Origin of the sequence: Kribbella sp. NPDC058693, assembly GCF_042715335.1 — a bacterium.
GTDB classification, from domain to species: Bacteria; Actinomycetota; Actinomycetes; order Propionibacteriales; family Kribbellaceae; genus Kribbella; species Kribbella jiaozuonensis.
Window position 1 is genome coordinate 1,661,350 of sequence record NZ_JBHXSQ010000002.1, and the last position, 24,799, is coordinate 1,686,148.

27 protein-coding genes and 1 riboswitch are annotated in these 24,799 nt (G+C 69.3%); of the genes, 5 read left to right on the forward strand and 22 right to left on the reverse strand.

Annotated elements, in window-relative coordinates:
* Positions 1–4: 4 nt before the first annotated feature.
* The 12 genes from ACFWUU_RS17540 to ACFWUU_RS17595 all read right to left on the reverse strand — a co-directional run bounded on the left by ACFWUU_RS17540 (position 5) and on the right by ACFWUU_RS17595 (position 11,027).
* Entirely contained in the window at positions 5–1,303 is a 1,299-nt protein-coding gene (locus tag ACFWUU_RS17540) for a serine hydrolase domain-containing protein (protein WP_380176775.1), read from the reverse strand.
* Positions 1,303–4,134 (reverse strand): aminomethyl-transferring glycine dehydrogenase, encoded by a 2,832-nt coding sequence (gcvP, locus tag ACFWUU_RS17545; protein ID WP_380176777.1) that lies wholly within the window; start codon positions 4,132–4,134, stop codon positions 1,303–1,305. The genes ACFWUU_RS17540 and gcvP overlap by 1 nt, the downstream gene beginning before the upstream one ends.
* 70 nt (positions 4,135–4,204) lie before the next feature.
* Positions 4,205–4,294: riboswitch (glycine riboswitch) on the reverse strand.
* Between the two features lie 15 nt (positions 4,295–4,309).
* A complete protein-coding gene (locus ACFWUU_RS17550) occupies positions 4,310–5,203 on the reverse strand; it encodes a dihydrodipicolinate synthase family protein (protein WP_380176779.1) in 894 nt (297 codons plus the stop codon).
* Between the two features lie 15 nt (positions 5,204–5,218).
* A complete protein-coding gene (locus ACFWUU_RS17555; protein ID WP_233714804.1) occupies positions 5,219–5,725 on the reverse strand; it encodes a MerR family transcriptional regulator in 507 nt (168 codons plus the stop codon).
* A gap of 320 nt (positions 5,726–6,045) precedes the next feature.
* Positions 6,046–6,537, reverse strand: a complete 492-nt coding sequence (locus ACFWUU_RS17560) for a bifunctional nuclease family protein (protein ID WP_137254773.1) — start codon at positions 6,535–6,537, stop codon at positions 6,046–6,048.
* A gap of 47 nt (positions 6,538–6,584) precedes the next feature.
* Positions 6,585–7,298 (reverse strand): MerR family transcriptional regulator, encoded by a 714-nt coding sequence (locus tag ACFWUU_RS17565; RefSeq protein WP_380176781.1) that lies wholly within the window; start codon positions 7,296–7,298, stop codon positions 6,585–6,587.
* Positions 7,285–7,821, reverse strand: a complete 537-nt coding sequence (locus ACFWUU_RS17570) for an FHA domain-containing protein (protein ID WP_137254771.1) — start codon at positions 7,819–7,821, stop codon at positions 7,285–7,287. The genes ACFWUU_RS17565 and ACFWUU_RS17570 overlap by 14 nt, the downstream gene beginning before the upstream one ends.
* A gap of 127 nt (positions 7,822–7,948) precedes the next feature.
* Positions 7,949–8,332, reverse strand: a complete 384-nt coding sequence (gene gcvH, locus ACFWUU_RS17575) for a glycine cleavage system protein GcvH (RefSeq protein ID WP_134098793.1) — start codon at positions 8,330–8,332, stop codon at positions 7,949–7,951.
* Positions 8,333–8,362: 30 nt separating this feature from the next.
* Complete coding sequence (locus ACFWUU_RS17580) at positions 8,363–9,247, reverse strand: DUF881 domain-containing protein (RefSeq protein ID WP_380176784.1); 885 nt, start codon at positions 9,245–9,247, stop codon at positions 8,363–8,365.
* 1 nt (position 9,248) lies between these two features.
* Positions 9,249–9,581 carry a small basic family protein gene (locus ACFWUU_RS17585; RefSeq protein WP_012920789.1) on the reverse strand — a complete coding sequence of 111 codons (333 nt, stop codon included), beginning with the start codon at positions 9,579–9,581 and terminating at the stop codon, positions 9,249–9,251.
* Positions 9,578–10,426 (reverse strand): DUF881 domain-containing protein, encoded by an 849-nt coding sequence (locus tag ACFWUU_RS17590; protein WP_233714742.1) that lies wholly within the window; start codon positions 10,424–10,426, stop codon positions 9,578–9,580. The genes ACFWUU_RS17585 and ACFWUU_RS17590 overlap by 4 nt, the downstream gene beginning before the upstream one ends.
* A 4-nt stretch (positions 10,427–10,430) precedes the next feature.
* On the reverse strand, positions 10,431–11,027 hold the full coding sequence (locus ACFWUU_RS17595) for a CDP-alcohol phosphatidyltransferase family protein (protein ID WP_137254768.1): 597 nt from the start codon (positions 11,025–11,027) through the stop codon (positions 10,431–10,433).
* Between the two features lie 198 nt (positions 11,028–11,225).
* Between ACFWUU_RS17595 and ACFWUU_RS17600 the strand changes: the two genes are divergently transcribed.
* Entirely contained in the window at positions 11,226–11,594 is a 369-nt protein-coding gene (locus ACFWUU_RS17600) for a YciI family protein (protein ID WP_380176786.1), read from the forward strand.
* Positions 11,591–12,772, forward strand: coding sequence for an RNA polymerase sigma factor (locus ACFWUU_RS17605; RefSeq protein WP_380176788.1), 1,182 nt, complete (start codon positions 11,591–11,593; stop codon positions 12,770–12,772). The genes ACFWUU_RS17600 and ACFWUU_RS17605 overlap by 4 nt, the downstream gene beginning before the upstream one ends.
* A gap of 10 nt (positions 12,773–12,782) precedes the next feature.
* On the opposite strand, the gene ACFWUU_RS17610 is transcribed toward ACFWUU_RS17605, so the two are convergent.
* Both ACFWUU_RS17610 and ACFWUU_RS17615 read right to left on the reverse strand, forming a co-directional pair.
* The gene (locus ACFWUU_RS17610) at positions 12,783–14,405 is read right to left on the reverse strand and encodes an alkaline phosphatase D family protein (RefSeq protein WP_380176790.1); all 1,623 of its coding nucleotides are present in this window, start codon (positions 14,403–14,405) and stop codon (positions 12,783–12,785) included.
* A gap of 100 nt (positions 14,406–14,505) precedes the next feature.
* Positions 14,506–15,270 (reverse strand): class I SAM-dependent methyltransferase, encoded by a 765-nt coding sequence (locus ACFWUU_RS17615; protein ID WP_380176792.1) that lies wholly within the window; start codon positions 15,268–15,270, stop codon positions 14,506–14,508.
* 148 nt (positions 15,271–15,418) lie between these two features.
* Between ACFWUU_RS17615 and ACFWUU_RS17620 the strand changes: the two genes are divergently transcribed.
* Positions 15,419–16,027: a GNAT family N-acetyltransferase gene (locus ACFWUU_RS17620; RefSeq protein WP_380176794.1), complete on the forward strand. Its 609-nt coding sequence runs from the start codon at positions 15,419–15,421 to the stop codon at positions 16,025–16,027.
* On the opposite strand, the gene ACFWUU_RS17625 is transcribed toward ACFWUU_RS17620, so the two are convergent.
* From ACFWUU_RS17625 to ACFWUU_RS17635, 3 genes are read right to left on the reverse strand one after another with little or no spacing between them, the layout of a single operon-like run.
* A complete protein-coding gene (locus tag ACFWUU_RS17625; protein WP_380176796.1) occupies positions 16,028–17,617 on the reverse strand; it encodes a DNA polymerase Y family protein in 1,590 nt (529 codons plus the stop codon). It lies immediately after the preceding gene.
* A gap of 38 nt (positions 17,618–17,655) precedes the next feature.
* Positions 17,656–18,741: a hypothetical protein gene (locus tag ACFWUU_RS17630; protein WP_380176798.1), complete on the reverse strand. Its 1,086-nt coding sequence runs from the start codon at positions 18,739–18,741 to the stop codon at positions 17,656–17,658.
* Entirely contained in the window at positions 18,738–18,944 is a 207-nt protein-coding gene (locus tag ACFWUU_RS17635; protein ID WP_380176800.1) for a hypothetical protein, read from the reverse strand. The genes ACFWUU_RS17630 and ACFWUU_RS17635 overlap by 4 nt, the downstream gene beginning before the upstream one ends.
* Between ACFWUU_RS17635 and ACFWUU_RS17640 the strand changes: the two genes are divergently transcribed.
* Both ACFWUU_RS17640 and ACFWUU_RS17645 read left to right on the forward strand, forming a co-directional pair.
* Positions 18,943–19,407 (forward strand): PPOX class F420-dependent oxidoreductase, encoded by a 465-nt coding sequence (locus tag ACFWUU_RS17640; protein ID WP_137254761.1) that lies wholly within the window; start codon positions 18,943–18,945, stop codon positions 19,405–19,407. The two genes, ACFWUU_RS17635 and ACFWUU_RS17640, sit on opposite strands and share 2 nt — an antisense overlap.
* A complete protein-coding gene (locus tag ACFWUU_RS17645; RefSeq protein WP_380176802.1) occupies positions 19,407–20,174 on the forward strand; it encodes a PIG-L deacetylase family protein in 768 nt (255 codons plus the stop codon). Before ACFWUU_RS17640 ends, ACFWUU_RS17645 begins: the two co-directional genes overlap by 1 nt.
* Here ACFWUU_RS17645 and ACFWUU_RS17650 read toward each other — a convergent pair.
* The 5 genes from ACFWUU_RS17650 to ACFWUU_RS17670 form a co-directional block, all read right to left on the reverse strand.
* Entirely contained in the window at positions 20,137–20,829 is a 693-nt protein-coding gene (locus tag ACFWUU_RS17650; RefSeq protein ID WP_137254759.1) for a GntR family transcriptional regulator, read from the reverse strand. The two genes, ACFWUU_RS17645 and ACFWUU_RS17650, sit on opposite strands and share 38 nt — an antisense overlap.
* A 117-nt stretch (positions 20,830–20,946) precedes the next feature.
* Positions 20,947–21,891, reverse strand: a complete 945-nt coding sequence (locus tag ACFWUU_RS17655; protein ID WP_380176804.1) for an alcohol dehydrogenase catalytic domain-containing protein — start codon at positions 21,889–21,891, stop codon at positions 20,947–20,949.
* A 61-nt stretch (positions 21,892–21,952) separates the two neighbouring features.
* On the reverse strand, positions 21,953–22,852 hold the full coding sequence (locus ACFWUU_RS17660) for an amidohydrolase family protein (protein ID WP_380176806.1): 900 nt from the start codon (positions 22,850–22,852) through the stop codon (positions 21,953–21,955).
* A 1-nt stretch (position 22,853) separates the two neighbouring features.
* Positions 22,854–23,243, reverse strand: coding sequence for a cupin domain-containing protein (locus ACFWUU_RS17665; protein WP_363877438.1), 390 nt, complete (start codon positions 23,241–23,243; stop codon positions 22,854–22,856).
* On the reverse strand, positions 23,240–24,796 hold the full coding sequence (locus ACFWUU_RS17670) for an FAD-dependent monooxygenase (protein ID WP_202877698.1): 1,557 nt from the start codon (positions 24,794–24,796) through the stop codon (positions 23,240–23,242). The genes ACFWUU_RS17665 and ACFWUU_RS17670 overlap by 4 nt, the downstream gene beginning before the upstream one ends.
* Positions 24,797–24,799 lie beyond the last annotated feature (3 nt).

Sequence of the window (24,799 nt, forward strand, 5' to 3'; positions counted from 1 at the left end):
CAGCCTAACTGCCGTACGGCGTTCTCGTCAGGACAAATGTGGCGATGTCGAGGTGCGAGATGGAGTCACCGTCACGAACGACGCGCAGTTTTTCGCCTGCCAGGTAGCCGTCCCGGCCCTGGTAGACGTCCGGTCCCAGCGGGGAAAGACGCGTGGTCAGACCACCGCTGAGCTGCAGAATGCCCGCGGAGACGGAGATCGTGAGCGGCGTGTTGCCCCAGTACCAATGGCCGAGCAGATCGGTGCCTTGGGCAAGCGTCGGCTCAGGGACCCACTCCTGCGCGATCGGCGGTTCGTACGCCGCCAGGATCCGGACCAGGTCAGGCGCCAGCGAGGCAACCCGCCCGTACGTCGCATTACCGAGCGTCACGGCCCCGATCCGGCGTACCCGGTCGACGAACAGCCCGGCGAGGAACCCGGGCATCGAGCCGGTGTGACCGATCAGCAGATGCGGATCGTCCGCGATCAGCCGCAGCCCCAGCCCGTACGACGCCGTCAGCCCCTCCCGCGGATCCGACGCGACCGGAGCCGCCATCTCCTCGACCGACTCCCGGCTCAGCACCTCGGGCACCGGATCGATCCAGAACGACGCGTACCGGGCCAGATCCTCGATCGTGCTCCACAGCTGCCCGGCCGGCGCCATCGCGCCCGAGTCGTACGCCGGCTCCGGCACGAGCTGCCCGCTGAACGGATGCACCGAGAACCCCTCGGCCGCGGGCGTCGACGGGAAGTACGTCGTACGCCGCATCTCCAGCGGATCGAGAATGCGCTCCTGCGCCAACTCGATCCACGACGATCCGCGCAACCGCGCCACGATCTCACCGAGCAGGGCGTACCCGAGGTTCGAGTAGTGATGCCGACGATCCGCCGGACCGGCCGCCTGCGACTCGTCCATCGCCGCCGTCAGCTCGTCGAACGAGACGCCCGGATTCCGTTCCCACCAAGGGCCTTCGGGCTCGGCGTTCATCCCGCCGCTGTGCGCGAGCAGATGCCGGATCGTCCGGTCCCCGAACGCGATCCCGGGCAGATGCTTGCCCACGGCATCGTTCAGCGACAGCAGCCCGTCGTCGCGGCACTGCAGCACCAGGACCGCCGTGAGCGTCTTGGTGATCGACCCGATCCGGTACTGCACGTCCGGCCCCGGCGCCGCCTCGCCCGCCGTCGCGAACCGCCCGCGCGCGCCGGTCCACACCAGCGCACCATCCCGGAGCACGCCGCCGTTCACCGACGGCAACTTTCCCTCGCTCTGAGCCGCCGCGATCTCGGCGTACAGAGCAGCGGCGGTGTCAGAACGCAAAGACATTACTCGAAGGCCTCCGGTGCCGGGCAGGAGCAGATCAGGTTGCGGTCGCCGTACGCGCCGTCGATGCGGCGGACCGGCGGCCAGTACTTCGAGGCGCGGTCCACCGAGCGCGGGAACGCGGCCTCCTCGCGAGTGTAGGCGTGCTCCCACTTGTCGTTGATCACCGACTCGGCGGTGTGCGGCGCGTTCACCAGCGGGTTGTCCGCGGCCGGCCACTCCCCCGCCGCGACCCGGTCGATCTCGTGCCGGATCGCGATCATGGCGTCGCAGAAGCGGTCCAGCTCGTCCAGGTCCTCGGACTCGGTCGGCTCGACCATCAGCGTGCCCGCGACCGGGAACGACATCGTCGGCGCGTGGAACCCGTAGTCGATCAGCCGCTTCGCGACGTCATCGACGCTGATCCCGGTCTCCTTGGTCATCGGCCGCAGGTCCAGGATGCACTCGTGCGCGACCAGGCCGCTCTCACCCGTGTACAGCACGGGGAACGCGCCCTCGAGTCGCTTCGCCACGTAGTTGGCGCTCAGTACGGCGGTCTTCGTCGCGGCAGTCAGCCCCTCGGCGCCCATCATCCGGATGTACGCCCACGAGATCGCCAGCACGCCCGCGGACCCGAACGGCGCCGCACTGATCGGGCCGACACCGGACTCGGGACCGGCCTGGTCCAGCAGCGGGTGGTTCGGCAGGTACGGCGCGAGGTGCGCGGCGACGCCGACCGGGCCGACACCCGGACCGCCGCCACCGTGCGGGATGCAGAAGGTCTTGTGCAGGTTCAGGTGGCTGACGTCGCCGCCGAACTCGCCCGGCTTCGCCAGCCCGAGCAGGGCGTTCAGGTTCGCGCCGTCGACGTACACCTGGCCGCCGTGGTCGTGGACGATCTGGCAGACCTCGCGCACGCTCTCCTCGTACACGCCGTGGGTCGACGGGTACGTGATCATGATCGCGGCGAGCTTGTCAGCGTGCTCGGAAGCCTTCGCCCGCAGGTCGTCCAGGTCGATCGTGCCGTCGTCGTTGCCTTTGACAACGACAACCTTCATACCGGCCATCACCGCGGAGGCGGCGTTGGTGCCGTGCGCCGACGCCGGGATCAGGCAGACGTTGCGGTCCTCGTTGCCCTGGGCCCGGTGGTATCCGCGGATCGCGAGCAGACCGGCGAGCTCACCCTGCGAGCCGGCGTTCGGCTGGATCGAGACCTTCGCGTAGCCGGTGACCTCGGCCAGCCAGCGCTCGAGCTGACCGATCAGCTTCACGTACCCGGCCGCGTCCTCGATCGGCGCGAACGGGTGCACGTCGGCGAACTCCGGCCAGGTGACCGGCTCCATCTCGGTGGTCGCGTTCAGCTTCATCGTGCAGGAGCCCAGCGGGATCATCCCGCGGTCCAGCGCGTAGTCCTTGTCGGACAGCTTGCGTAGGTACCGCAGCATCGCCGTCTCGGACCGATGCGTGTTGAACACCGGGTGCGTCAAGTACTCCGTTGTCCGCGGTACTTCGATCGCGGCAGCGCTCAGCGTGTCGTCGTACTGCACGCCGAAGGACTGGCAGACGCGAGTGAGCGTGGCGACATCGGTCTTCTCGTCGCAGGAGATGCCGACGTGGTCCGCATCGACGAGCCGCAGCCAGATCCCGTTCTGCCGGGCGGCGTCGACCACGTCGGCTGCCTGACCCGGTACGCGGGCGAGCACGGTGTCGAAGAAGTCGTCGTGCACGACCTCGACCCCGCCGGCCCGCAGCGAGGCGGCCAGCTTGCCGGCGTAGTTGTGGACACGCTCCGCGATCGCCTTCAGACCGTCCGGCCCGTGGTAGACGGCGTACATCGAAGCGACGACGGCGAGCAGGACCTGCGCCGTACAGATGTTCGAGGTGGCCTTCTCGCGGCGGATGTGCTGCTCACGGGTCTGCAGCGCCAGCCGGTACGCCGGGGCGCCGTCGGCGTCGACCGATACGCCGACGAGGCGACCGGGCAACGACCGCTCGAGGCCGGAGCGCACGGACATGAAGCCGGCGTGCGGGCCGCCGTAGAACAGCGGTACGCCGAAGCGCTGCGAGGAACCGATCACGATGTCAGCGCCGGCCTCGCCCGGTGCGTCGAGCAGCGTCAGCGCGAGCAGGTCGGAGGCCACGGCAACCAACGTGTCGCGCTCGTGGGCCGCCTCGATCAGCGGCTTGAGGTCGCGGACGGCGCCGTTGGAGCCCGGGTACTGCACCAGGAGACCGAAGAAGTCGCCCTCGGGCAGGCCCTCGGTGGTGTCGGCGACGACGACCTCGATGCCGAGCGCCTCGGCCCGGGTCTGTACGACGGCGACGGTCTGGGCGAAGCAGTCGGCGTCGACCAGGAAGCGGTCGGACTTGCTCTTCTTGTTGGAGCGGTGGGCCAGTGTCATCGCCTCGGCGGCCGCGGTGCCCTCGTCGAGCAGCGACGCGTTCGCGGTCGGCAGACCGGTCAGGTCGGAGACGACGGTCTGGAAGTTCAGCAGCGCCTCGAGGCGGCCCTGGGAGATCTCCGGCTGGTACGGCGTGTAGGCGGTGTACCAGGCCGGGTTCTCGACCAGTCGTCGCACGATCACGGACGGCGTGAAGGTGCCGTAATACCCCTGGCCGATCATCGAGGTCGCGACGTTGTTGCGGGCCGCGAGCTGGCGGAGCTCGGTCAGCGCGTCGACCTCGGACGCCGGCTCAGGCAGCCGGAGCGGCTCGGCCGAGCGGATCGAGTCCGGTACGGCGGCATCGACGAGCGCGTCGACGTCGGCGTACCCGAGCAGTTCCACCATGCGTGCGACCTCGTCGGGGCGTGGCCCGATGTGGCGGTCGGCGAAGATTGCGGAGAGTTCGGTCATCAGAGGCTCCGTTGCTGACAATGCTTCCGGTCGCCTCCCCCTCTGTCACACGAACGTGCTTCAGAGTCGCCTGAGGCACTCGGTCCATGGGCCTGAGAGGTTCCGGGGAGGAATTGCCCCTTCGGCGCCCGATGACACGGGTCTCTCCCGAGTGCTGTTTACGGCTGAGTCGAGGCTACCAGGAATCCTGGAACAGTTCGGGCAGCAGTCGCCGGGCGGCCGGCTTCGCGGCCTCGACCTGCTCCGCGGTCGCCGACTGCATCGGCCAGCGGACCCGGGTGCCGACGTCGGCCCAGTCCCCGACCGCGGCCAGGAACTTGTCCAGCGCCGGGTTCGACAGCCCGATCTTCTGCAGCGGCGCGACATGGCCTGCAAAGAACTCCGCGATCCGCCGCTCGACGTCCAGATCACGAGCAGTCCGTACGGCGCCGTCGGGCGACAGCGCGGCGACGTTCGAGTAGCTCCCGTGCGCACCGAGTAACGACATACTCGCCAGGAAGTGCCCGGGCACGAAGATCGCCAGTCCGGACTTGGACGCCTCGTCGAACCAGGCTTTGTCACCGCCCGCGGTCTTCAACCCGATCAGAGTCGGCACTGCCTCGGCCAGTTCACGCAACTGCTGGGGTCCGACAGCGGTCTTCGCGTGCGGCGGGTTGTAGAAGACCAGCGGCACATCCCCCGCCACCTCGGCCACCCGCCGGAAGAAGCTCAGCAACTCAGCGTCGTTGAGCGGCAGCCAGTCCGGGGCGATCACCTGGATCGCGCCAGGTGCGAGCTTCGCCGCCCGTTCGGCGCGGGAGAGCTGGACCTGGGCCGACGGATGACTGGCACCGATCTGGAACGGTTTACCTGCCGCCGCAAGGATCGCGTTGATCTGGTCGAACTCGTCCTCGGTCAGCGTCTGGAACTCGCCCGCCGTGCCGTGGGCATACAGGCCGTCGACCGCGCTCGTGCTGAGTGCTTCTGCTTCAAGCTCCAGCCGAGTGAAGTCGAGCGAGTCGTCGGCGTTCAGCGGCAGCAACAACGTCGCCCACACACCACGGAGCGAGTCGGCAGTGAGTGGGCGCACGAAGGTAAAGCTATGTCAGCCCGTCATCCGGGCGCGACGGCGGGCTGCCAGCTCATCGCCGGCGTGGCCGTCGGAGTCGCCTTCGTCGTGGCCGTCGGCACGCTCCGTGGGCAGCTCGGACAGCGAACCCTCGACCTCGCGCCACACGCCGCCGAGCGCGATACCGAACACGCCCTGGCCGCCGGCCAGCAGGTCGATCACCTCGTCGGGCGAGGAGCACATGTACACCGACGCGCCGTCGCTCATCAGCGTGATCTGGGTCAGGTCGTCGAACCCGCGCTTGCTCAGGTGCGCGATCGCGGTCCGGATCTGCTGCAGCGAGATGCCGGCGTCGAGCAGCCGCTTGATCACCTTCAGCAACAGAACGTCACGGAAGCCGTACAACCGCTGCGTCCCGGAGCCGGTCGCCGGGCGAACCGACGGGGAAACCAGACCCGTGCGCGCCCAGTAGTCGAGCTGACGGTAGGTGATCCCGGCCGCGGCGCAGGCCGTCGGGCCGCGGAACCCGACATCCTCCGGCATCGGTCGCAGGTCGTCGTCGAACAGCAGACCCTGGACGCCGGCGGTGGCCGTAGCAGCTGCCACAGCCTCGGCGTGCGCGTCGGACGTCGACTGCGCCGTCAGATCCGTGTCGCCGGTGCGTGTCACGCCTGAGCCTCCCTGGATACCGACTGGAACGAGCCATCTCCGTGGAGTGACAGCACCCCACGACTCCTTCACGGTAAGCCGCCGCCCCAACCGGGTCAACGACAACCGCACCGAGCCGGGAGCGTGTCGCGACCGCCGTACGAATCGTTACCAAGCCGATCTTGTACCACCCGGGGCCAAACCGACGGGTGGGGCTAACTCTTGTCGAAGTCCTCCGGGGTCACCTGGTCGAGGAACTCCCGGAACCGCTCGACCTCCTCTTCCTCCACCACTTCGTCGTCTTCCGTCTCACTCTCCGGGACCGGGATGCCGGCCTCGGCCAGGATCTCCTCCGCGCAGAACACCGGGGTGCCGGTACGCAGCGCGAGCGCGATCGAGTCCGACGGCCGGGCGGAGATCTCGGTCTTGTCGTCGAAGACCAGGATCGCCTCGAACACGCCGTCGTTCAGGTTCACGATCCGGACCTGGCTGAGCGTGTGCCCGAGCACCCGGATGGTCTCGGCGAACAGATCGTGGGTCAGCGGCCGGGGCGGCTCCATGCCCTGCTGGGCGAACGCGATCGCACTGGCCTCGGCGGCCCCGATCCAGATCGGCAGGTACCGCTCTCCGCCGACCTCTTTCAGCAGCACGATCGGCTGACTCGAGGGCATCTCAACCCGGACTCCGACCACGTCGACTTCGCGCACCCCTTCAGCCTACTCCGCAGGGAAGCCCCTAGGTGCCCGGCCGGTTGTTACGGACGCGGCAGGCGGGACCGGACCAGTGCGGTGTGCAACCGAACCGTGAGCGCGGCCAGCTCCCCGGTCTGTTCGGTACGGCGGGGACCGGTGACCTGCTCGATCAGCCCCACCTCCCGATCGGCCGCCGTACGGAACGCGCGCAGGTGCCGGGGCTCGAGCCCGTACCCGGCCAGCTCCGCGGCGACCTGGGCGATCACGATCGCGTCGCCCGCGTAGTGGTTGCCGCTGGCCACCACCAGCCCGTGGCTCTCCAGCTCGCCGAGCAACTCGGCGGAGACGCCAGCGGCGGCCTGCAGCTCGGCCCGGGTCAGCCGCAGCTCGGTGCCCGAGGCACCGAAATCGTCCGCGACCGGCTGACCGGGGGTCTGCGGCAACGAGCTCGGCGCGACCGGCGGCCCCGCGGCGGCGGGTCGCAGGCCGCGGTCGATCGCGCCGAGATGTTCCTTGATGACCTTCAGCGGCAGGTACTGGTCGCGTTGCGCGGTCAGCACGTACCGCAGCCGCTCGACGTCGGCGGCACTGAACTTGCGGTACCCCGACGCCGTACGGGCAGGCGTCACCAGTCCCTCGGCCTCGAGGAACCGGATCTTGGAGATCGTGACGTCGGCGAACTCGGCCTGCAGCAGCTGCAGCACCTGGCCGATGCCGCGACCGTCCGCCGGCCCGCCGGCCGTGGAATCAGCGGCGCTCGGATCAGGCCTGGCCACTGGCGTAGTACACCAGCCGGTACTTGCCGATCTGAACCTCGTCACCGTTGTTCAGCTGGACCTCGTCGATCCGGTCGCGGTTGACGTACGTGCCGTTCAGGCTGCCGACGTCGCGGACCTTCACGCCGTACCCGTCGCGGCGGAACTCCGCGTGCCGGCGGGACACGGTCACGTCGTCGAGGAAGATGTCGCTGTCCGGGTGGCGTCCCGCGGTGACGACGTCGACGTCGAGCAGGAACCGGCTGCCCGCGTTCGGGCCGCGCTGGACGATCAGCAGAGCCGACCCGGCCGGCAGCGCGCCGACAGCGGCCTCGTCGTCGGCGGACAGCGGCTCACCGGTCTGCTCCGGCTCCGGCTCCGCGCCGATCGGAGTCAGCATCGCGGTGTCGGTGACGCCCGGCGTCGGCTGAGGGGTCGCCGGTGCTGCCGCCGGGCGGTCCGCGCCAGGCAGCATCGCTCCGCACTGCGAGCAGAACCGGCTGCCCTCGGAGTTCTCGTGCCCGCACTGGTTGCAGAACGGCATGCTGTGATCCTCCCGATCGCCGGGTGTCCGGCGACGTTTTCGATAGACCCCGTATGAACAGTGTGACGTGCTGGAACAAGATGAGAGGGCCTCAACCCTCGACCAGCGGTTGAGGCCCCAAAACCTATCAGCTCTGGTCGAGCTGTCCCTGATAGGCATCGGCGTCCATCAGCGCGGCGACCTCGGCCGCGTCCTCGACCTCGATGTCGAGCAGCCAGCCCTCGCCGTACGGATCGCTGTTCACCAGGTCCGGCTGGTCGGCGAGCGCCTCGTTCACGGCGGTCACGGTGCCGTTCACCGGAGCGAACAGATCGCTCACGCTCTTGGTCGACTCCAGCTCCCCACAGGCGTCGCCGGCCCGCACCGTGCTGCCGACCTCGGGCAGCTGCACGTACACGATGTCGCCGAGCTGGTCCTGCGCGAAGTCGGTGATGCCGACCCGCACCGGTCCGTCGCTACCGGCCTTCAGCCACTCGTGCTCGGCCGTGTACTTCAGGTCTTCGGGGTACACCTTCGTTCCTCTTTCACTCAAGGAGAACAGCTACTTGGTCGGGCTGGGCGCCGGGCGAGCGTAACGAGGCTCCTCCGGCGCGTGCAAGGCGGCGATCGGGACGGTCGTCAGCTCGTTCACCTCCGCCGTTCCACCCACCTGCGGACCGGTCACCTCGCTGACCAGACCGCCGGGGAAGTTGGCCGCCTCGGCCAGGTTGTGCGACTCCCCGATCGCCTCGATCACGTACGGCGAGTTGACCTTCTGACCGTCGATCCGGATCCCCGGCGGGTCGTCCACGAAGTCGGTGCTGGCGACCACCCGGACCGACCCGTTGATCTGGATCGCCTCGGCACCGGCATCGCGCAACTCCTCGATCGCGTCCAGCAGGTTGCTCGAGGTCATCTTGCCCTGCGGGTCGTTCAGCGTGATCCGGACACCGGGACCTGTCGCGGGCAGCGTACCGGCCAGGATGCCGAGGGTGCGGACCTGGGCCTCCGCCTGCTCGCGCGCCGTCTGTGCCTTGTCGGCGCTGGAGGACAGCGAGTTCTTCCGCTCCTCCAGGTCGGCGATCTCGCTCTCCAGCCGGCGGGTGTTCTGGCCGAGGCCGTCCAGGATCGCGATCAGGTCCTCGCGGCGGGCGTTCTGGTAGCCGTCGTCGGCCCGGTTCACCCGGACCTGGACCACGGCCACACAGGCGACCAGCGCCAGTACGACGGCCACGATCGCCTGGCCGCGGGACGGTTTGAACCCGGACTTGAGCCGCCGCAACGCAAGGTTGGGCGTCTTCGGCTTGGGCATCGGTGTCGGCGTCGCGGGCTGCGGCGCGTCGACCGCTGGCTTGGCCACCTGCTCAGGCTTGGCCGGCTGCTCGGGCTGGACCGGTGGCTCAGGCTTGGCCGGTTGCTCGGGCCTGTCGGGATTCTCGTCAGCCATGTCAGGCCCGGAAGATGTGGCGCCGGATGGCCGCCATGTTGGTGAAGATCCGGATGCCGAGCACGACGACCACGCCGGTCGACAGCTGCGAGCCGACGCCGAGCTGGTCACCCAGGTACACGATCAGGGCCGCGATCAGCACGTTCGAGACGAACGACACCACGAACACCTTGTCGTCGAAGATCCCGTCCAGGAACGCCCGGAGCGCGCCGAACACCGCGTCGAGCGCGGCCACGACCGCGATCGGCAGGTAGGGCTGGGCCCAGTCCGGCACGTCGGGCGCGACCAGCAGACCGATCACGACACCGATCACCAGTCCGAGTACGGCGATCATCTCGATCCCACTTTCGCGTAGCGCAACGCGATGGTCGCATCGGCCGGCACCAGCAAGGAGTCCTCCGTCGTGATCGTCATCCGGACATCGAAGTTGCTGACCAGGTACTGCACCCAGCGCCCGCCCGAGCTCTGCGCGAACCGGGCCGGCATGGTCGCGGTGTCTCCGATCGCGAGCACCGTGTACGGCGGGGTCAGCGAGCTGTAGTCGACCGTGATCGCACTGCCCGCGCCGCGGATCGCGGTCAGCGAGGTGATCCGGTGACCGTTCACCGAGACCGCCTCCGCGCCGGACGTCCACAGGCCGTTGACCAGCTGCTGCAGATCGACGTCGAGCAGCCGGCCCTCTTTGGAGTCGGCGTTCTTCGCATCGTCGATGACCGCCTTCAGCCCGGGACCGGCGACCGAGATCGCCCCGGTCTGCAGCTCCAGGTCGTCGAGCTTCTGCTGCAGCGCGGCGCCGGTGCTGTCGTTGCTCAGTCCGCTCGCCTGCAACCGGCGTACCTCGTCGGCGAGGTCGGACTGGTGGTTGCGCAGGCCGGTCAGCCGGTCGTCGGCCTGGTTGATCCGGTCGATCAGCTCGTTGCGCTGCTTCTCGGCCTCCGGGGCGCTGCGGTAGTTCTGCGAAGCGGCTACCGCGAGCAGGAAGCCGAGCACGAGCGTCGCCGCCACGAGCATGATCCGGTGCCGGGAGCGGAGCGCCCTGGCGCCGTCCTTGGGGCGGGTCCGGGCGGCGACGGCGTACCCCTCGTCGATCGGGTGCGCCATCAGGTTGTTCAGCAGCGACATCGACGCGTCGACGCGCCGGGGCTTCTGCGCCGGTTGTTGGGGGGCTTGCTGTGTCACGGGTCTACCCGGCCGCGTCCTTGATCGGCTTCACCGTCTGGACGAGGTGCCGCAACTGCGCGAAGTACAGCGCGCCGGCCCAGTAGTACAGACCGGTCCCCCAGATCGCGAACGCCCAGCCGAACACGCGGGCGAGCAGGTTGAGGGTGGAGTCGCCGTCGCCGAGCAGGAGCAGCGGGAACGCGTACAGCAGGCAGAACGTGGCGGACTTGCCGAGGAAGTGCACCGGCAGCGCGTTGAAGCCGCGGCGGTGCAGGGCCGGCAGGGTCAGCGTCAGCAGCAGGTCCCGCAGCGGCAGCGCGATCGCCAGCCACCACGGGATGATGTCGCGCAGCGCCAGGCCGACGACGGTCGCGAAGATGTACAGCCGGTCGGCCACCGGGTCGAGCATCTGGCCCAGCCGGCTGGTCTGGTTCATCCGGCGGGCGATCTGGCCGTCGGCCCAGTCGGTGAACCCGGAGATCGCCAGCACCAGCAGCGCCCAGCCGTCCTCCTTGGGGCCGAGCACCAGCCACAGGAACAGCGGCACACCCAGCAACCTGAGGAAGCTGAGCGCGTTCGGGATCGTCCAAACCCGGTCGGACACTTCCAAGTCCGGCACGCGACCCCTCCCTCTCTCACCCTGATACCCGTCGTAACTCTACTGGGGCACCTCGACACGTTTACGTCCGGCCATGCCGGGGCATGCCCCGGCTTTCCCCTGATTACCTGAACGCGCCCGTTCGTGGTCCGCTATGGCTGGTGCGAACCGGTGACCCGATCGATACCCGAGAGTGATCCTTGGAACGGGAGGCCGATCATGAAGTTCTTGGTGCTGATCTACGGGAATCCGGAATCGCGGGCGGTGTGGGACTCGCTGTCCGACGAGCAGAAGCAGGAAGGCATGGCGGGGTACGCCGGTCTGCACGAGGCGCTCGAGGCCCGCGGGGAGCTGGTCGCGTCGGAGTCATTGGACGATCCGGGGCTGACCAAACAAGTGCTTGTGCGCGACGGGAAGCCGCTGACGACGGACGGGCCGTTCGCCGAGGTGAAGGAGCAGCTGGCCGGGTTCTACCTGCTGGACTGCGACTCGATGGACCGGGCGGTGGAGATCGTCGCGCAGATCCCGGAGGCTCCGTTCAGCGTCGTGGAGGTCCGTCCGGTCCGTGATCTCGGCGCGTACATGTGATCGAGGAGCTGCTGCGGGAGCAGGCGCCGCAGGTGCTGGCCGCGCTGGTCCGGCGGTACGGCGACTTCGACGCGTGCGAGGACGCCGTACAGGAGGCTCTGCTGGCCGCGTCGCTGCAGTGGCCTGGTGAGGGTGTTCCGGCGAATCCGCGCGGCTGGCTGATCACGGTCGCGTCGCGGCGGCGGATCGAGGTACTGCGGAACGAGGCAGCGCGGACGCGGCGGGAGGAGGCGGTCGCCGTCGCGCCGGATCCAGAGTCCGCGTCGTCGGTCGATGACTCGTTGACGTTGCTGATGCTGTGCTGCCACCCGGCGCTGACGTCACAGTCACAGGTCGCGCTCACGCTGCGCGCGGTCGGCGGGCTGACCACCGGCGAGATCGCCCGGGCATTTCTGGTGCCCGAGGCAACGATCGGGCAGCGGATCAGCCGGGCGAAGGCGAAGCTCCAGGGCGCGCGGTTCGCGATGCCGCCGGCGTCGGAGCAGCCCGAGCGGCTGGCCGCCGTACTGCATGTGCTGTATCTGATCTTCAACGAGGGCTACACGGCGTCGTCCGGTACGTCGCTGCACCGGGTCGAGCTGAGCACGGAGGCGATCCGGCTGACCCGGCAGTTGCGGGCGCAGCTGCCGGCGGAAGGTGAGGTGGCCGGGCTGCTGGCGTTGATGCTGCTGACGGATGCGCGCCGGCCCGCCCGTACGACGGCGGACGGGGCGCTGGTGCCGTTGCCGGAGCAGGACCGGACGTTGTGGGACGCCAAGGCGGTTGCCGAAGGCACCGAGTTGATCACGTCCACGCTGCAGTCGGCGCCGGTCGGGCGCTATCAGTTGCAGGCTGCGATCGCCGCGGTCCACGACTCGGCGGCGCAGGCCGAGGACACGGACTGGCGCGAGATCCTGATGCTGTACGAACTTCTCGAGTCGACCGCGCCGGGGCCGATGGTGACGCTGAACCGGATCGTCGCGGTCGCGATGGTGCACGGGCCGGCCGCCGGCTTGGCGTTGCTCGACGATGTGGACGCCGCGTTGCAGGGGCACCATCGGTTGGCTGCTGTTCGTGCTCATCTGCTGGAGCTGTCCGGCTCCGCGGTTGCCGCGCGACAGGCTTACGAGCTTGCCGCGCGGCTCACGCAGAGCCTTCCCGAACAGCGCTACCTGCAGTCCCGCGCTGACGCGCTCTAGCGTTGCCTCGTCAGGCCGGGACAACTCCTGGCTTGCCGGCCTCCACGGCCCAACGGGCTGTGGTGGACGACGGCGCATCGGGTACGGCGACCGACGACACCGAACGCTCCTCGGTCAGCCAGCGGGTGTGGTCGACGTCCATCCGCAGCCAGCCGTGGGTGCGGCCGTTGAAGTAGCGAACCCACGGGTTGAAGGCGGCGTTGGACTGCTCGGCGATCGGCACGAACGCCGCCGGGAAGTCCGAGGTGATCGACGTCGAGACGAACTCGCTGGCCACCACCGGCGCGGACGGGTCGTCCACCGTGAGCCGAAGATCGTTGATCCAGGTCGAGTGGATGTCGCCGGCGATCACCACCGGGTTCGCGGCCTTGCTGGCGGCGATCGCAGCGAGCAGCCGACGGCGCTGCGGCGTGTAGCCGTCCCACTGGTCGAGGTTGACCACCGAGGCCGGCGGCGGTGCGATGAACCTGGTCGGCGCCATCATCACCTGCTGCCCGAGCACGTTCCACCGGCTGTGCGACGTACGCAGGCCGTCCAGCAGCCACTTCTCCTGGACCGGACCGGTCAGCGTGCCGGTCACGTTCGTGTCGCCGAGTGCCTGCGGCCCGAAGTCGGACGGCAGACCTCCGGTCGGCAGACCGCCGCCGGGCTGGTCGGTGCGGTACTGCCGGGTGTCGAGCACGTTCAGCCGCAGCAGCGTGCCGAAGTCGAAGCGGCGGTAGATCCGCAGGTCGGACCAGCTGCCACGGTTCGTCGCCCGGACCGGGGTGTGCTCGTACCAGGCCTGGTACGCCGCGGCCCGCTGGAGCTTGAACTGCTCAGGTGTCTGGTGCCACGGCGGGGCGTCCTGCTCGTCGATCAGACCGGCGTAGTTGTTCTCGGTCTCGTGGTCATCCCACGTCGAGATGAAAGGCAGTGCTGCGTGGGCCGCCTGCAGTGCAGGGTCGGACTTGTACAGCGCATGCCGGTTGCGATAGTCGGCGAGCGTGATCAGCTGATCGGCACCCGCAGCGGTCCCGGAGGATGCGTTGTGCTGCCGTACTGCGTTCTGCTGCGGGTCGTACTCGTAGATGTAGTCGCCGACGTGCAGGACCAGATCGAGGTCGGACGCGGCGATGTCGCGGTACGCCCCGAAGTACCCGTTCTGCCAGTCCTGGCAGTTGGCCACGGCGAACCGCAGCCGCGCGGCCGCGCTGTGCGGAGCCGGCGCCGTGCGGGTGTGCCCGACAGGACTGATGAATCTGCCGGTGCGGAACCGGTAGAAGTAGTCCCGCCCCGGCCGCAACCCGGCGGCGTCCACATGGATCGAGTGAGCCAGATTCGCGCGTGCTGTCGCCGACCCGGCCCTGACCACGTGCCGGAAACGCTCATCGGTGGCGATCTGCCATCCGACCTGTACGGCGCGATCGGTGAGGCGAACGCCGTCCGCCGGGTCGCGCAGCAGGCGGGTCCAGAGGATCACCCGGTCCGACAGCGGGTCGCCGCTGGCGACACCAAGGCCGAACGGGTCGCTGCGGATCGGATTCGCGTGCGCCTGCCGTACGTCGACGACGCCGCCGGCCGCGACTGCTGCGCCTGCGGCACCCAACAGCGTTCGCCGCCGGATCGACGGCAGTGTCACTCGTTCGCTCATCATTACCCCTCCCACGATGGCTGTCCGGTCACGAACCCTTGCCGGACAGCCCGGCCGGGTCAATGGCCTGCGGGCATCGGGAAGCTGAACAATGACGACGTCAGGCCAGCGGCCGGCCCCAGCTGAGCTCGGCCTCGATCTTCAGCTCCAGTACGCCGTCCTTCGCGTACGGCCGGACCGCCTCCTCGACCATCGCGTCGAAGTCGGCGGCCTCCTCGGGTGTCATCAGGTCGCGCGCGAGGCTCGACGTCGAGTGGAACTGCTCGATGTAGTCGGTGACCTTCTGGTGATAGGTGACGGGCGCCGTTCGCGCCGTACCGCCGGCGTCGAGGAGGCCGCGGTCCCGGATCGCCTCGACCACGTTGTACTTCGGGTCGTGGTTCTTCTTGCGGGAGTGCCGCTGGATCGCTTGCATGACGCCGTCCCACCAGGGCATGTCGACGGGGCCGTGTTCGATGACGACGAGTTGGGCGTTCGGGGTGAGGTGCGGGACGATCCGCGCGAACGTCTCCTCCCACGGCATCCAGTGGATACTCGCGCCGGCCGTCACCAGCGCGTACGGGCCGTCGAGCTCGGCGGTCTCGATCGCGCTGACCTGCCACGTGATGTTCGGCTGGTCGCCGCCGGGGCGCTGCCGGCCGGCTTCGATCATCGGCGCGGAGAAGTCGATCGCGTCGACGTGTTCGACCCGTGGCGCGAGCGGCCGGGCGATCGCGCCTTCGCCGGCGCCGATGTCGAGCACACGTCGTGGTTCGTCGGTGATCAGGGCTTCGAGGCGGTCGAAGACCTCGTCCGGGTACGGCGGCCGATGCTGATAGGCCTCCGCTACCGCCTCCTGCTGGAACGTCGCCGCAAGCTCAGTCATGCCTCGGAGCCTAGTCCGGGTGTTGCCTCTTGGAGGGCCGGTTCTGCTGCCGGCCTAGCGCGGAACTCCGGCGTCTTCAGGGTCGTTGGTCCTAACTTCCGAGCGGTTCCGGAAGGTGGTCGTCCGGAACTCGGGTTAGCGTGCCCGCATGGTGATCGATGAGTCGCAGGTGACCGTCGTACCGGCGAACGAAGCGTCGTGGGAGGACCTGCAGACGGTCTTCGGTACGACGGACGCGGGACAGTGCCAGTGTCAGCGGTTCAAGATCCGCGGGTGGATCTGGCGTGACTCGACGCTGGACGAACGGATGACGCGCCTGCAGGACCAGACCGCGTGCGGTACGCCGGACGCGCCGTCGACGACCGGGCTGATCGCGTACGTCGACGGTGAGCCGGCCGGATGGGTCGCGCTCGAACCGCGCACGGCGTACCCGAAGCTGCGGACGTCCCGCGTGCCGTGGACGGACCGCAACGAGGACAAGGACGACGAGAGCGTCTGGGCCGTCACGTGCATGACCGTCCGCAAAGGCTTCCGCGGCCAAGGCCTCACGTACCACCTGGCTCGCGCCACGATCCCGTACGCCCGCACCCACGGCGCCCGCGCACTCGAGGCCTACCCGATGTTCACCCAGCCCGGCAAAACCATCACCTGGGGCGAACTCCACGTCGGCCCCCACCAAGCCTTCGAAGAAGCCGGCTTCAAGCAAGTAACCCATCCCACCCTCCGCCGCACGGTGATGCGCATCGACTTCACGTAGTCAGTCGTAGGTGGCTTGGGCTTGCCAGGTTGTTTGGTGAAGGGTGAAGAGCCAGGCTCGGGTGTCGGCGGTCTGGAACTGGAAGCGGGCCTGGCGAGACTCGGTGGTGGGGTCCCACCATCGTTCGGTGCTGAGCCAGGGGCCGGCCCAGGCGGTGATCGGGTGGATTTTGTTGCTGTCGGCAACTTGAACGCCGGGGCCGTTGGTGGGTAGCAGGGAGAACGCGGTCGGTACGCCGGACAGCTCGCCGCGGGCGCTGACCGACACCTGGGCGCCGTCCGCGGCGAACACCTTCGCGGGGATCGGCTCCGGGAAGATCGTGGTCGGTGCCGGGGTCGGCCAGCGCTCGGCGCCGGCGCTTGTCCCAGCGCTCGTCCCGGTGATCGCCCCTGGCCACGGCTGGTCGGGCGGTCGGGCCGGCACCGGCGGATCGCCCCACGGGATCAGCGTCTGCCGGTCCGCGAACCCTCGCCCGCCGCCGATCACCACCGACACCACCGCACCGTGACCGAGCATGCTCTGCACCCTCGACAATGCCCGGTGGATCCGCTCGTCCGGCCCGCCGCCCCACAGCCCGTCGACATGCGCGCCGACCGGATCTGCCTGCTCCGGGATCAACCGGATCCGCACGACCGGCGACGTCAGCTCGCTGGTCGCCGTGCCGCTGCCCTGTAGCTGCCAACGCACCCGGTCCACCACGTCCGCCGCGGTGAACCAGCGCGGGTGCAGCCACTCCCGCTCGTGGATCCGCCCGGACTCGGTGCCGACCTCGACCCGCAGCGTCGTACACACCAGGCCGAGCTCGGTCAGCCGGACGATCAGCTCGTCGGCGATCGCACGGACCGCGAACGCGACCTGGTCGACCCGGTCGACGGACGGCTCGAAGTCGAGCGCCCGGGTCAGCTCCGGCGGGACCTCCCGGCCGGTCACCGGGCGATCGTCGGCCCCGCCGGCCAGCCGATGGGCGAAGGCGCCGCCGGGCCCGAACCGGGTCAGCACCTCCGTCCCGGACAGCTGGGCGAACGCACCCAGCGACCGCAGGCCCAGCCGGCGCAGCAGATCCGTGAGCTCCGGCTGCTCGAGCAGGTCGACCGACAACGGCGCGAGGAACTCCGGTGATCCGCCCGGTGGCACCACCTGCACCCTGGTCCGCGCGGAACTCGTCCGCGCGGCCTGCTCCGCGGCGAACGGACCGTCGGCGATCCCGACCCGGCTGCCCGGTACGTCGAACGTCTCCAGCCGGTCGAGCAGCTTCTCCGCCGCCATCTCCTCGCTGCCGTAGAACCGGGCCGGACCGCGCGCCTTCAACGCACACATGCCCGGCCGGATCGCCTGCACGCCCGGCGTGATCGCCTCCAGGCACGCGATCACCGGGTCGAACGCGCGCGCGTCGATCACCGGGTCGTACTTCAGCACCACCAGCTCCGGGCACCGCGACTGCGCATCCCGGGCCCGCTGCCCGCGCCGCACCCCTTCGGCCCGCGCAGCGGCGGAGGTGGCGAGCACCTTCCCCTTCTCCAGCACGACGATCGGCTCGTCCGGCGACCGCCCAGTCGCCACCGCAGCCGCCGTCACCGGCCAGTCAGGCACCCAGATCACCATCGTCCGAGTGAGTCCACGGCCGGCCATCAGCCCACCGCGCCGATCTCTTCCACCCACTCCTCCTGCCAGCCGGGTGCCTGCTCGCGAGACGGATCGGCTGGGCGGCCGAGCCAGCCGGGTGCCTGTTCGTGGGCGGGCTCGGCGGGGCGGACGGTGCCGTCGGGGGCGGGGAGCCAGAGTTCTTGGCGACGAACACGTACGGCGGACCGGCGACCGGTCACCGCGACCGTCGCGCGGCGGGCGGTGATCAGCCCCTCGCCGTCGCCGAGACCCGTCCAGGTGTTGCTCTCGATCTCGAACCGGGCCTCGCTGCCGGGCCACGACCCGTACGCGATCAGCATCGCGCCGCGGGTCCGGAGCCGGGCGGCGAGCCGGGACGCCTCCCCCGGTGTCACCTCTCCGGGCGGCCGGACGACCACCACCGTCAGCGCGTCCACCAGCGCGGCGACGACGCTGAGCCAGTCCCGGCCGGGATCCGGGACCAGCACGAGCCGCTCCAGGTCGACCCCGAGCCCACGCGCCGCTTCGGCGCCGAACGACGGCACCCCGACAACACCGCACCAGGCGCCCTCCGCCGACGGACCTGCCATCAGCGCCATCACCAGGGCGGCACTGCCACGCACGGAATACACCGAGCCGCCGCGCAGGCTCGCCCCCGCCAGCAGCTCACTCACCGCCGGATGCGTTGGCAGCTCCCGATCCACCCCCGCCGTGTCCAGCGCCTGCTGCACCCGCGCAACCGACGGCACCCGAGTAACCCCACCCCCAACCGAAGCAAGCCGCACCCCCACCTCGCCACGAGCCCCGGCGCCGCCATCGAACGAACCCGGCTCGAGCGATCCCGAGCCGAGGCCTGAGCTGGAGCCGGAGCCGGAGCCTGAGCCGAGGCCTGAGCCGAAGCCGTGGTCGAGGTCGGAGCCGTGGTCGAGGGTGTCGGGGTCGAAGCTGGTGACTGGGGCCAGATGGGTGGGGGTGGGGAGGCTGGGTGGGGGGAGATCGGGCACCTCGAGAAGGTCCTCGGCGGCCGCTTTCTGGGCTTTGGCCTGGGCCAGGAGGAGGCGTGCCTGGTCGAGTGCCGTGACCCGGCTCGTCGCTGCCTTGCTCCCCGTCATGAATCCATGTTCGAACACCTGTTCGAACATGTCAATCCGGTCGTCCACAGGCCCGGGACCTGCCCGATCTGCTGGCCGGGGAGCTGCCCACGACCGCCCAGGCGCAGTACCTCAAGCACCTCGTCGACCAGCGCACCGAGGACGAGCTGGAACACCTCCTCGGCACGCAGGACCTCCGGCCCGGCACATAGGGTGGGAGTCATGCCGAGGACTATTGCTACCAACACCAAGGTCGACCTCGAGGGGCTGCTGGAGTTCGTGCGGCCTCGTCATCACATGCTGCTGATCACGTACCGGGCGGACGGGACGGCACAGGCGTCGCCGGTGTCCGGAGGTGTGGACACCGAGGGCCGGATCGTCATCTCGTCGTACCCGGAGCGGGCCAAGAGCACCAACGTGAAGCGGACCGGCAAGGCCGGTGTGCTCGTGCTGTCTGACGAGTGGAACGGCGCGTGGGTGCAGGTGGACGGCAGCGGCGAGGTGATCGAGCTGCCGGACGCGGTGGAGCCGCTGGTCGACTATTACCGTGCGATCTCCGGTGAGCACCCGGACTGGGACGAGTACCGCGAGGCGATGGTGAAGCAGGGCAAGTGCCTGATCCGCATCACCCCGGAGCGCTGGGGCCCACTCGCCACCGGCGGCTTCCCGGCGCGCCTGGCCGACTGATGCGTACGGCGCTGGTGGTCCACGCGCACCCGGACGACGAGGTGTTCGCCACCGGCGCCGCCACCTCCGTACTGCACGATCAGGGCTGGCACGTCGTACTGCGGGTCGCCACCGCCGGGATGCATGGAGCAGCCGACCATCTGACCGCCTCCTGCGCACTACTCGGGATCGACGAATGGGACTGGCTCGGAGCCGACGGCGCTGCAAAGCCCGCCGGCGGTGGAGGTCGCTGGATCGACGACGGCGGTCTGAACGGACCGCAGACGCCGGCAGCCGCCGATCCGGCCGAGCTGGCCGCGGAGATCGAGACCGCGGTGCAGGTGATCGAGCCGGAGCTCATCCTCACCGTGGGACGTGACGGACTCACCGGGCACCCGGACCACATTGCGATCTCACAAGCAGTCCAGCGAGCACTCCAGCACGTCGACTGCCGCGCGCTCGGTGCACGCGTGAGAGCGCAGGACGTGCGCGCAGGTGAACAACTGGTCCAGCAGCTCGCACCAGGACAGCGGGTCGGCTCAGGCCACATCAAAGGATGCGAAGCGCCTCTCGAGGAGATCAGCGGCGCGTCCGAGCAGCGCAGGCGGCAGGCACTCGACGAGTACTACGACGGTCTGGGCAGCAAACCGCTCGAAGAGCTCATCGGAGTTCACCGGTCGAGCAGCGACGGCCTGCTGCTCCGTGCGGTCTTCGATGCGACCGGCTGGCAGCACGACCAGTTCGAAGAGCTCACGGCTTGGCCGAGCGACGCTCCATCGTCTCGGTGATGCGCTGCATCGCACCTTCCAGGTGTTCACGCAGCGCGGCCTCAGCGCCCGTCTCGTCGTGTGCAACGCACGCATCGAGGATCGCCTGGTGCTCCCGGCGGGTCTGCTCGATGCGGGCCTTGGTCTGCCGGGAGCCGAACCGGTAGCGCTCGCTGTTCTGCCAGACCGGCTCGATCGCTCGCGGCAGCCACCGCGACCCGCCGGCCCGGTAGATGGCGAAGTGGAACTCGGTGTGCGCCTGCCGGGACGCGATGTTGTCGCCCAGCTTCGACAACCGGACATGCTCGGCCAGTGCGTCCCGTGCGGTCGAGGCGTCCGTGTCGGAGAACCGCGTCGCGGCCGCACGCACCGCCAGGGACTCCAGCGCCAGTCGGGTCGCGTGGGTGTCGCGCAGGTCCTCCATCGACAGCTCACGGACCCAGGCGCCCTTGTGCGGGACGATCTCGACCAGTCCGAGCGCAGCCATCCGCCGCAGCCCTTCGCGGATCGGCATCTGGCTCATGTCCAGCCGTTTGGCGAGCTCCTCGAGCCGCAGCGCCGTACCACTGGGAAGCTCGCCGGACAGGATGAGTTCGTGCAGCTCGGCGGCGGCTTCCTCGGCGAGCGTACGACGGCCGGTCGGCCCCCCAGGCGTGAGCTCGAGTCGTCGGATCATCAGTAGCGGGCTGCCTCTCTCCTATTCAGCTCTGGAGGTACCGTAGCCGCCACTCGGGTATCTGCGGGCCTTCGGCGACGGATTGCTCAGCTAGGACCCCAAACCAACGCAAGTGGTCTATGCCAGCCGGAGTGCCGTCAAGTCCAGCAACACCCGCCCTGCTTGCCGATCCAGCGCGTCACCAGCCCGGTCTGCGGCCACCACGTCGTACTCCGCTCGCCAGGACGCCGGTGCGATATCCGCGAGTGCCTGACCGACCGCATCCGGTGTCAGCGCGGTGCGCTGAAGGTTCACCGGCAGCACCCGGAGATCGCGGCCGATCAACTGGTGCAGGTCGATCGTGGTGAACTCACCGGCCTTGTAACCCAGTACGGCGATCCGCCCGCCCGGAGCGATATGCCCAAGGACCCCACCGGTCACCGGACCGCCCATGGTGTCGATCGCCGCGTCACACCACTGCAGCTCCCGACCAACCTGTCCCAGCCCGTCGACGCGAACGATCTGGTCCACCAGCGCACTCGCCGCATCGACGGACGCCTCCATCGCCACCAGACCAATCACCCGCGCCGCACCGGCCGACCGCGCGATCGCAGCGCACATCCGCCCGAGCAGACCATTCACCCCGGTGACCACAACGGTCTCGCCCTTCAGTACGTCAGCCACCCGGCGTACTGCGGTGTGCGCGGTCAACGCCTGCGTCAGCAACGTCAGCGCCGCTCCCGGCTCGAGCGACGACGGCAGCCGATGTACGGCGGCATCCGGCACCACTGCGTACTGACCCCAAACACCTGGACGAGTCACGCCGACGCCGTCGCCCCGGACGAGCACAGCCGTCCCGGCCTCGACCACCTCCGAGCTGACAACCACACCGGTTCCCTCGGAGCCCGGCACGAACGGCACCGACGGCTGCTTGCCGGCCAGCGTCGACCGGTCCAGTGCGGTCACAGCAGCCAGCCGCATCTCCACCAACGTCTCACCCGGACCGGCAGTCAGCTCGACCTCTTCGGCCTTCAGCTGCTCACCCGGTCCGTGACTGTGCAACACAGTCCCCCGTGTACTCACGCCTCATCCCCGTTCACGATTTGATATCTGATCACAACCTCGACCAGACAGAACACCCGTCTCACCACGCGGCGACCTCCTTCGCCAGCGGCCGGGTCAGCACCTCGGCCGTCGCGGACCGCGCGGCGGACACCCCGTCGCTGCCCATCGGGAACGGCCAGTCACTCCCGGCCAGCACCCGCTCGGGCCCGAACGTCTTGTGCAGCAGTTCCAGTACGGCGTCGTCGTGCACCAGATCGTCGACGTAGAACTGGCGCAGCGCCTCGGCCACCGGCAACGACACCGGCTGGATCCCGGGCCGGTCCGTGTCGATCCCGCGCTGCCACCGGCCGGCAACGGCCGCCGTCACACCACCCCCATGGCACAAGCAGAACCGGATCCCTGGAAACCGCCCCGGCACGTCGGCGAAGACGAGCGAAGCGGCGGCCACTCCGGTCTCGTACGGATTCCCCAACAGGTTCGACAAGTAGAACGAATCAAGCCGCTTGTCGTCACTGTTGCCGGGGTGAATCAGCGTGAACGCCTCCAGTACGTCGAGCACCCGCCAGACCGGATCCAGCCCGGCATAGCTCGGCGTACCCAGGGCAAACCCGCTGAAGACACCCTCACCGGCCAGTCCGGCAGCCACTGACGGCGCGGTCGGGTCGAGCAGCGGCAGGTGCGCCAGCACCCGCAGTTGCGGTGTGGCGAGCTCCCGCAGCCCCTGGTTCACCAGCTCGGCCCACTCGACGCCGGCGTCGTACCGGAAGAGAGCGGGCGGTACGGAGACCACGGCGCCGTCCAGCGACTGCTCGGTGATCCAGTGCAGCAGTGCGGCCGGGTCGGCCAGCCGACCCAGCGGCAGTCGCTGTCCGTCGACCACCAGCGAACCGCTGTCGACGGACAGCCCGAACTCACCCCGGTGCGCCGCCGACAGTACGGTCGGCGGGATCAGGTGAGTGTGGACGTCCCAACCGGCCATGTCAGCGGGCGTCCTCGTCGTTGTCGTAGAAGTCCGGGCGCTCCGGGTAGTGCGGCCCGTCATACACCTCCAGCAGGACGGAGGTCTCCTCAGCCCGCGTCGGTCCGTGCGTCACGCCCTTGGGGTTCCAGTAGAAGCTGCCCTTGGTCAGCGTGGTCCCGGTCGGCAGGTACACGTACCGGCCGGACAGGCAGAACATGAACTGGTTCGACGCGTGCTTGTGCTCGGACGGAATGCCGGAGCCCTTCTCGAAACGCACCAGAGCGATCGACGCCTCGGTCTCCGGATCCCGCCACAGCATCTTGTGGGACAAGCCGTCCAACGACTTCTCGACCCACTCCAGGTCATCCGTCTGCAGCAGGATCTCCCGCAACGGTTCGTCGAAACTCACGGGACCTCCCGACCAGTCACATGCGTGTACAGCTGCTCGGCCACGCCGGCGGCCATCGGGGCAACGGCTGCGATGTGGCCGTCCGGCCGGATCAGTACGACGCTCTCCGGCGGTACGCCGTACCTGTTGGTCGTGACGCTGCCCGGATCGAACAGGGCGCGGTCACGCAGACCGGAGTCGTGCGGGGCGTCCCACCGGGAGACGGCGTAGTGCTGCAGCGCCGGCGACTGGTTGACCGGGATCTCCGGCCGACGGCGTACGTCGGTGAAGTAGAGCGCCACGAACGAGTCGCGACACAGGTCATGGATCGTCGTGCGGCCGGTCGGACTCTGCAGCACCAGATCCGGCGCCCGGTCCCCCGCCCGTACGGCAGGCGGGGAGGCGGACGTGGCGACCATCGACCAGTCCCCGACTCCCTCCACGTCGAGCCGCACACTGAGCAGAGTCCTGTTGTACGCCGTGGCCCACGCGCCGGTGCCTTCGGTAACAGCACCACGCTGGAACGACATGTACTTCCGCGCGGCCTCGGCCATCTCGCCCGAGCCCTCGATCGCCACCGGGCGCTGCTCCTGCTCGTACCCGTCCAGCAACGACGGATCGGCCCAGCCACGCAGTACCCAGGCCAGCCGCCACGGCAGGTTCGAAGCGTCCAGCGCACCGGTGTTCAGACCGAGCGCCCACATCGGCGTGATCAGATGGGCCGCATCGCCCATCAGGAACACCCTGCGGTCCTTGGTCCACTGCTCTGCGACCCGGTGATGCACGTTGTAGACGACCGAGCCCAGCAGCTCGATCCGGTCCACCTCGCCGATGAACTGCTTCACCTTCACCAGCAGGTCCTCGTCACCCGGTGCGTCGGCGCCCGGCGCCAGCGGGAACAGGAACCGCCAGTTGTCCGGCTGACGGATCAGCACCATCCACTCGGACTTGTCCGCGAAGTACGCGAGGTACGGGTAGTCCCTGGCGTTGTTGACGTCCAGGTCCACCACGACGTCGATCAGCATGTACCGCTCCGGCAGGGTCTCCCCCACCACCTTCACCCCGAGCGCATCGCGGATCCGCGAGCGCCCGCCATCGCAGGCCAGCAGGTACGACGCCTCCAGCTCCTGCGGACCGTCCGGTGTCTCCAACTGCAGCACGACCCGGTCGTCACGTACTTCGAACGACGTCATCAGGTGCTGCGTCCGCACCGGCTCCGGCAGCGCCGCTGCCAGCAGCGGCTCCATCTTCTGCTGCGGCAGGTTGATGACGAACGGGAACTGCGTGTCGTTCGCCAGCTCGGCCAGCTGGACCGAGGCGCGCGGGGTGTTCGTCGCGCGGTCGATGTCACCGATCTCGTCGATGCGCAGTGCGGCACCCAGGATGCGGTCGACCGCGCCGTACCGGTTCCAGATCTCCAGCGTCCGGCTGAGTGTCGTACCGGCCTTGGTGTCGGACGACAGGACCGCGTCCTCCTCCAGCAGCACGTACGGGATGCCGTAGTGCGCGAGACCGAGCGCGGTGGTCAGACCGATCGGTCCGGCACCCACCACGGCGACAGGCAGTTGGTTCACTCG